A 6,384-nucleotide genomic window follows, 5' to 3' on the forward strand; every position below is an offset into this window, starting at 1 on the left:
GCAAGAACATCACCCAGCAGGCAGAGGTAGACGCAATGGCAAAGGCTATTGAAGATGCCCTTGCTGCTCTGCAGTACAAGGATACTAACAAAACCGCACAGCCTACGCCGGTGCCTGCTGCAACGACCACAACTCAGTACACCATTCCACAGACCGGCGACACAAGCAACCCTGCTTTGCTGGTTGTCCTTATGCTTGTCAGCGGTAGTGCAGCCATTGGAACAGCCGTTGTTGCCAGCAAGAAAAAGCACAACAGATAACTGAACAGCCCCCGTTCCATCTTCCGGGCAAAGCAAAAGCGCCGCAGCGATGTGGCGCTTTTCTATTGCCCCAAAGCAGCGAATAGTGGGCTTTCCCACCATAAGCGATAAGTTATATTCCCCACCATCGTAAAGCCCCTCATATCAAACAAAAACGTCCAAAATCGCCCCGAAAGCGAACAGCTTCGGGAGATGTTGGACGTTTTTCTATTTTCAAAAGCAAATCTGCAAAACCGGGCTGCGGGCAAGGAGGTGATGCAAATGCCCCGTATGCCGAAATATCTCAAAAGAGAATGGGCGTTCTTTCTTGGAGATTGCGGACGGAAGAAATATAACCCGCTATGCAGAAAGTGCGAAAGGAGCTGCAAGCAGAGCTTCCGTGCCGTTGTTATCCTATGCACACAATACAAATCGAAAAGGAGCATAAAACAATGAACGACAATCCGAGCAGCTTCGGCTCTAAGCTGGAGCTTATCAAGGCCAGCGACATTAAGCCCAAACAAGTGCGCTGGCTGTGGTATCCTTATATTCCCTTCGGCAAGGTTACACTGCTGCAAGGTGATCCCGGTGACGGCAAGAGTAAGCTGATGCTTTCTCTTGCCGCTTTGCTTTCTAAGGGGGCACCGCTGCCGTTCTCCGATGATGAGGAAAGCTACAAGCCTGTGACGATCATCTATCAGACCACGGAGGACGATGCCGATGATACGGTTGTGCCGCGCTTCAATGCGGCTGGCGGCGATGGTGAACGGCTGGTATTTATCAAAGAAGATGTGAAACGCCTGACCTTCGGAGATGACCGTATCCGAGAAGCCGTTGAACAGTGCGATGCCAAGTTGCTGATTCTTGACCCTATGAGTTCATACATCGGTGACGATTGTTCGATGAACAATGCCAACGAAACCCGCGCGGAGTTCAACCATCTGATTGCCGTTGCCAAGGACACGGGCTGCGCTATTGTCATTATCGCCCACATGAATAAGGCAAAGGACACCAGCCCCCTCTACCGTACCAACGGTTCTATCGACATTGCGGGCGCTGCGAGAAGTATTCTCGCCATCACACGAACCGCAAACAGCGCAAATCCAGCCGAACGCTATTTGGTGCAAGTAAAATCCAATCTTGCTCCAATGGGTTCGGCTATTCTTTTTGAGGTGGCAGACAAGGGCGTGAATTTTCTTGATGAATTGGAAATGACCGCCGAGGACGCATTCGCTGCCACCGCCCCGCGAATGGGCAGACCGAATGACCGCGAGGAAGCAGCAACGGCGTTTATCCGTTCGCTGCTTGATGGCGGCAGACAGCTGGCTTCCGACTGCGAAGCAAAGCTTGAAGGCGCAGGCTTCAAGAAGTCAACCTACAAAAAGGCGAAGAAGAAAGCCGGGGTTCACTCCGTGAAGGACGGTTTCGCATGGTATTGGACTTTGCCGAAGGTTGAAAAGCCGAAAGAAAGCTGGCAGGGAGAAAACCTGCCGACTTGATTTCGGCGCAAAAGGAGGTCAAGGGGGAACTCCCTTGCCCACGACATCTTTGCAGCAAAGCTGAAAGTGTCATAGTGGGTTACACAGATTGTTCCAATCTTGTGTAACGGGGCTTCGCCCTACCGCTTGGAAAGGAGAAATTGCAGTGGCAAAAGATATGAGCTGCGCCAGAGTGAAGCAGTGTTCAGCTGCCAACATCGGCGCAACAGAACGGCACAATGAACGGCTGAACACCGACTATGCCAACGTCAATGTGGTACAGGAGCGCATACCGCTGAACGTACACTATCGCTCCCCGCCGTCCTCTTATATGGAAACGCTGCGCACTATGGAAACGGCTGGAACTGTATCGACAAGGGGGCTTCGGAAAGATGCTACGCTTTTCGATGAAATCATCATTGACGTGAACACCATGTACTTTGAGCGCAACGGCGGTTATGAGTACGCAAAGAAATTCTATGAGGAAGCCTATCACTTCTTGGAGAAGAAATTCGGATCAGAGTATGTAGTGGCTGCTGTTATGCACGCAGACGAAATCAACAAGGCCGCGACAAGCGACTTGGGAAAAGATGTCTACCACTACCATCTCCACGCCGTAGTGATTCCTGTGGTGGATAAGGATATTCTGTGGAGCAAGCGCTGCAAGGACCCGGCGCTGCGCGGTACTGTTCGGGAAACTATTCATCAAGTGAGCCATTCCAAGAAATGGGCATCAAATATCCCGCTGAAAGATGAACAGGGACAGCCTGTCCTGCGGAGCAATGGAAAGCCCAAGTATCGCCCCTCGTACAGTATCTTGCAGGACGAACTGGTGGCTCATATGCAGGAGCATGGCTTCACGAATTTCCAGCGCGGAGAGTTGGGAAGCACACGCGAGAACCTTACTTCCCTGCAATATCAGATTGAAAAAGATAAGGAACGGCTTGCCAACATTCAAGAGCGTGTAGAAGCTGCGCAGACCAAGTACGAAGCGGCATGGAATGTGCGCAAAACCGAATCCGAGATTGACGACATGGGCAAGAAAACCATTACAGGCAAATATACCGTGTCGAAAGAGGACTACAAGCAGTTGACGGCGTTAGCAAAAGAGGGCATCACAAGCCGCCAAGAAATCCACAAACTGAACGAGGATATTTCGCTCTACAAAAAGCAGTACATCGACTGCAAGTACGAATTGAGAGATACACAATCGGCGTATGCCGCATTGCGGCGGCGCTGTGAGCCATTTTTGCAGGCGCTCAAATACTTTCCCCAGTTTGCAAAGGGCTTTGCAGAGAAGATTGCTGACCTGCTGGAGCACAGAGAAGCGCAGCAGAAGAAAGAGCGCGAGGAAGCAAGACGCAATCCGCATAGAGCATCTGCCCGCCGCCAAGATGACCAAGATTTGGAGCGCTAAAATGCCCGCTTCCATTACTATCCCGACTTTATAACTTCTTCCCCACTTGAATTTGGAGGTACAGAAAATGAACGATATTACCAGCACCATCACAAAGCCCCTTGCTGTCTTGGGCGAGAATGGCAGCGGCTATACGAAAGAAGCAAATTTTGTTTCATGGAATGGCAACGATGCAAAGCTGGATATTCGGATTTGGTATCCGGGGCACGAACGGTGCGGCAAGGGAGTTACGCTCACCGAGGACGAGGGCAGAAACCTTTACGAAGCACTCAAAGAAATTTATGAGCCGGAGTAATTCTTTCAGCCGGCAGAAAGGGTGTTTGAAACTTGGCACATCAAATTTCGACTGATGGGGAGTATGTCATGGAAAATTGCAATTCTGATTTTACGGTAAGGCTGGGAAGAACTACCTTTATTGTCTGCATCAAGCAATCCCAAACAGCAAAAAAGCCGCTTGAAAGAATTATCAAAGATGTATGTAGGCACGAGGTTTTAGGAGATTTCCGTACTGGAAAATCGTAAAGCTATATTAATATTTACGAAATCGTCTTGACAAACTGCTCTCCGATGGCTCTTGGTGTCGCTCTCAACAATCTGCCCGGATGCGCAGCTGCGGGAACGGCGGACGGTCAGTTCACAAGCACCGGTTATGTCCCGCCATTGCAGGGCGCACAGTTCCCCACGCCGCAATCCGGTCGTAATTGCCAAGGTATAATAGGCGCGATACAGAATCGGTTCGTTCTGAATCGTCCGCATTAGTTTACTCATTTCATACTTCTGCGGAATATGCTGCACCTCCTTTTCAAAATGCTTTTTCCGAACGCGGTGCGCCGGATTAAACGGAATAATGTCATTTTTCTTGGCATCCTCCAGCACCGAGGAAACTGTTTCGAGGTACTTTTGTACCGTTGTTTCCTTGATGCAATTTCCACCACGCCCCGGGCGCTTGCGCAGTTCCTCACACATTTCCTCTAAGGTCATGGGGAGCAGCTTTGCAAGCGGAATACCGCCAATCAGTGGGTAAACAATATCAAGGTTTCTCTTATAGCCTGCGTAGGTAGTAGCTTTGAAAAACGGTTCCTGCCGTTTGAGCCAATTTTCGGCGTACTGTTCAAAGTGGGTCTGGTCGCTTTCCTCGACACCATACTTGAACTTTTTCTCGATGCGTTCCGCTTCAGCCATGACATACTGCTGAATGCCGCGCTTTGGCACGGATGATGGCACAGTGATGGTCTGCGCTTTCATCCGTTTCTGCCCGTTGCTCTTATAGCCGTTGCAGACGGTGATTTTGTATTTTCGTTCGGACTTTTTCTTGATGTAAGCCATTGTACCTCCTTATCGCTGGTGAGAAGAATCTCGGCTGCGGGTTTTATTGTTTGTATGTTGATCCAACACATCAAATACCTCCTTGGGCGGATGCCCGCCCGGCTCATATCCCAGCGCCCGCTGGCGTAAGTATTCCGAGAGAGATAGCCCGCACCGTTTAGCCATCAGCGTCACTTTTCGTTTCTCTGTGACGCTGACGCGGACATTGATCCCGACACTGCGTTTTCTCATGCGCCAGCAGCCTCACAGGGGTTCGGGGCTGTCCCCGTAAGCTTTTCGGCGGGTTGCCCTGTGGCAACACTTCGCCCATGCTTGCTTCCCTCAAGCGCTCCGAGTGACGATGGTGACGATGGTGACGGTCTTTCTGGGATACCCCACCCCGATAATTGAGTTATGTCAATATCATCGTCACCACCGTCACCATCGTCACCATAGAAGCTCAAAAGACGAACCTTGTTCTTTCGATGGGTTTTATAGTGAATACCTTTCGGCTCGAACACTTTATCGAAATACTTGGCCATGTTATAGGTAAATTGATTCGGCTGTACTCCCTCGATATGCACTTCTGCAAGCAATTCCGATGCCGTTCCCTGCCAGTTTCCGACACTTTCGATATACTCTGCCGCTTTCCACAGGTAATCCGGCACAGCCTTGATTTCCCGTTCTTCTGCGGTTTCCTCATCTTCTAAAGTCCAAACACAGCTTTCTTCGCGCAAATGCAGCGTTCTGTCGTCCATATCGCGCCCGGTGAGCAGAATGTCAGCGGTCTGGCTCATGCGTTTTCTCTGCATGACCCAGCTTGTATCGGCTACGCCCATAAGACCTGTGGAGCCGGAAATCTGATCAAATGGGTCGGATGCAGTTTGCTTGCGCAAGTGGTGAATCAGCAAAATACAGATGCCATACTTGTCAGCAAGCTTTTTCAATGCACCTGCCTCCTTATAGTCGTTCGCATACATTCCACCGTTTCCGTCGCTTAGACGCACTTTTTGAAGTGTATCGATAACGATTAGACCAACATCGTGATATGTGTGGACAAGTGCCTCAACTTGTTCCTCCAATCCCTGCCCAATACTCGGACATTCGGTTTGCAGAATCAGCCGTTCTGGGGCATCGCCGCCGTCGATAAGCTGGAAAATGCGATTTTGCAGACGGTTAAATGTATCTTCCAACGAGAAATAAATCACGGTGCATGGCTCTATTTCTCGATTCCAGACAGGATTGCCCTGCGCAATCTGTAAGCAGAGCCACAGCGTCAGCCAACTTTTGCCCGCCTTGCTGGGGCCTGCGAACAGCGCCAATCCGGCTGGGAGTAGACCGGGGATAATCCACTTTACAGGTGGCAGCGGCGTGGAGAGGAGTTCTTCGGCGGAGATTGCTTTCGGAAGTTTTGTAAAAGTCATTTGCATCATCCCTTCTTGTTTGGTATATGTCTATTATCTCATAGTATCGTAATTTTGTGTGTAGTAAGTTTTATTCTCTAGTAGTAAGTTGTACGGTTCACGCCGCCCCACAGCCCCACAAACGCGCCAAACGGCGGGCTTGCGGAGTTCATCGCGTCCGTGTGCGGTGAGGGGCATCCGCCCCACACCGGGCGGATTTGGGCAGTTACTGCAAGTGAATCAGAACTGATTCACTTTTACGCCTCATCCTCTGAATAGTGAATCAGATTTGATTCATTACAACAAAAATGATAAAATATTTTGTGTGGGCGGCCCTCGCGCAAGTAAACAAAGGTTACTTGCAAATAGGATTTTTAGCATAATAGGCTACTATATAGCCCTTCTTGGGTTGCATCATGGATTTCATATAGGAACCTCCTTGCCTAAATTTACATCATATCTGTTGTATTGATAATACACCTACGCGGTATTCTTGTCAATGATTTTACATATATGTTATTAAATTGTTGATTTTTCTCTCT

7 protein-coding genes are annotated in these 6,384 nt (G+C 49.6%); 4 read left to right on the plus strand and 3 right to left on the minus strand.

Annotated features, from left to right (window positions below):
• From NE623_RS14280 to NE623_RS14295, 4 genes are all read left to right on the plus strand, one after another.
• Nucleotides 1–260 (plus strand): LPXTG cell wall anchor domain-containing protein (locus NE623_RS14280; protein WP_256273480.1); only part of this gene is annotated, 260 nt, incomplete at its 5' end.
• Between the two features lie 431 nt (nt 261–691).
• Nucleotides 692–1,738, plus strand: coding sequence for an AAA family ATPase (locus NE623_RS14285; RefSeq protein WP_256273479.1), 1,047 nt, complete (start codon nt 692–694; stop codon nt 1,736–1,738).
• Between the two features lie 145 nt (nt 1,739–1,883).
• Nucleotides 1,884–3,134: a plasmid recombination protein gene (locus NE623_RS14290; RefSeq protein ID WP_256273478.1), complete on the plus strand. Its 1,251-nt coding sequence runs from the start codon at nt 1,884–1,886 to the stop codon at nt 3,132–3,134.
• A gap of 67 nt (nt 3,135–3,201) precedes the next feature.
• Complete coding sequence (locus NE623_RS14295; RefSeq protein ID WP_256273477.1) at nt 3,202–3,429, plus strand: YdbC family protein; 228 nt, start codon at nt 3,202–3,204, stop codon at nt 3,427–3,429.
• A 197-nt stretch (nt 3,430–3,626) separates the two neighbouring features.
• Here NE623_RS14295 and NE623_RS14300 read toward each other — a convergent pair whose 3' ends face one another.
• From NE623_RS14300 to NE623_RS14310, 3 genes are read right to left on the minus strand one after another with little or no spacing between them, the layout of a single operon-like run.
• Complete coding sequence (locus tag NE623_RS14300) at nt 3,627–4,460, minus strand: tyrosine-type recombinase/integrase (RefSeq protein WP_256273476.1); 834 nt, start codon at nt 4,458–4,460, stop codon at nt 3,627–3,629.
• 9 nt (nt 4,461–4,469) lie between these two features.
• A complete protein-coding gene (locus tag NE623_RS14305) occupies nt 4,470–4,691 on the minus strand; it encodes a plasmid mobilization protein (RefSeq protein WP_256273475.1) in 222 nt (73 codons plus the stop codon).
• A complete protein-coding gene (locus NE623_RS14310; RefSeq protein ID WP_256273474.1) occupies nt 4,688–5,863 on the minus strand; it encodes an AAA family ATPase in 1,176 nt (391 codons plus the stop codon). The genes NE623_RS14305 and NE623_RS14310 overlap by 4 nt, the downstream gene beginning before the upstream one ends.
• Nucleotides 5,864–6,384 lie beyond the last annotated feature (521 nt).

The organism is Gemmiger formicilis, assembly GCF_024462815.1.
Lineage (GTDB): Bacteria > Bacillota > Clostridia > Oscillospirales > Ruminococcaceae > Gemmiger.

What these genes read in the sequence shown, in the direction of transcription:
- NE623_RS14300 (WP_256273476.1), bottom strand. Translation starts at nt 4,460, where the DNA reads ATGGCTTACATCAAGAAAAAGTCCGAACGAAAATACAAAATCACCGTC.
- NE623_RS14295 (WP_256273477.1), top strand. Translation starts at nt 3,202, where the DNA reads ATGAACGATATTACCAGCACCATCACAAAGCCCCTTGCTGTCTTGGGC.
- NE623_RS14285 (WP_256273479.1), top strand. Translation starts at nt 692, where the DNA reads ATGAACGACAATCCGAGCAGCTTCGGCTCTAAGCTGGAGCTTATCAAG.
- NE623_RS14305 (WP_256273475.1), bottom strand. Translation starts at nt 4,691, where the DNA reads ATGAGAAAACGCAGTGTCGGGATCAATGTCCGCGTCAGCGTCACAGAG.
- NE623_RS14310 (WP_256273474.1), bottom strand. Translation starts at nt 5,863, where the DNA reads ATGACTTTTACAAAACTTCCGAAAGCAATCTCCGCCGAAGAACTCCTC.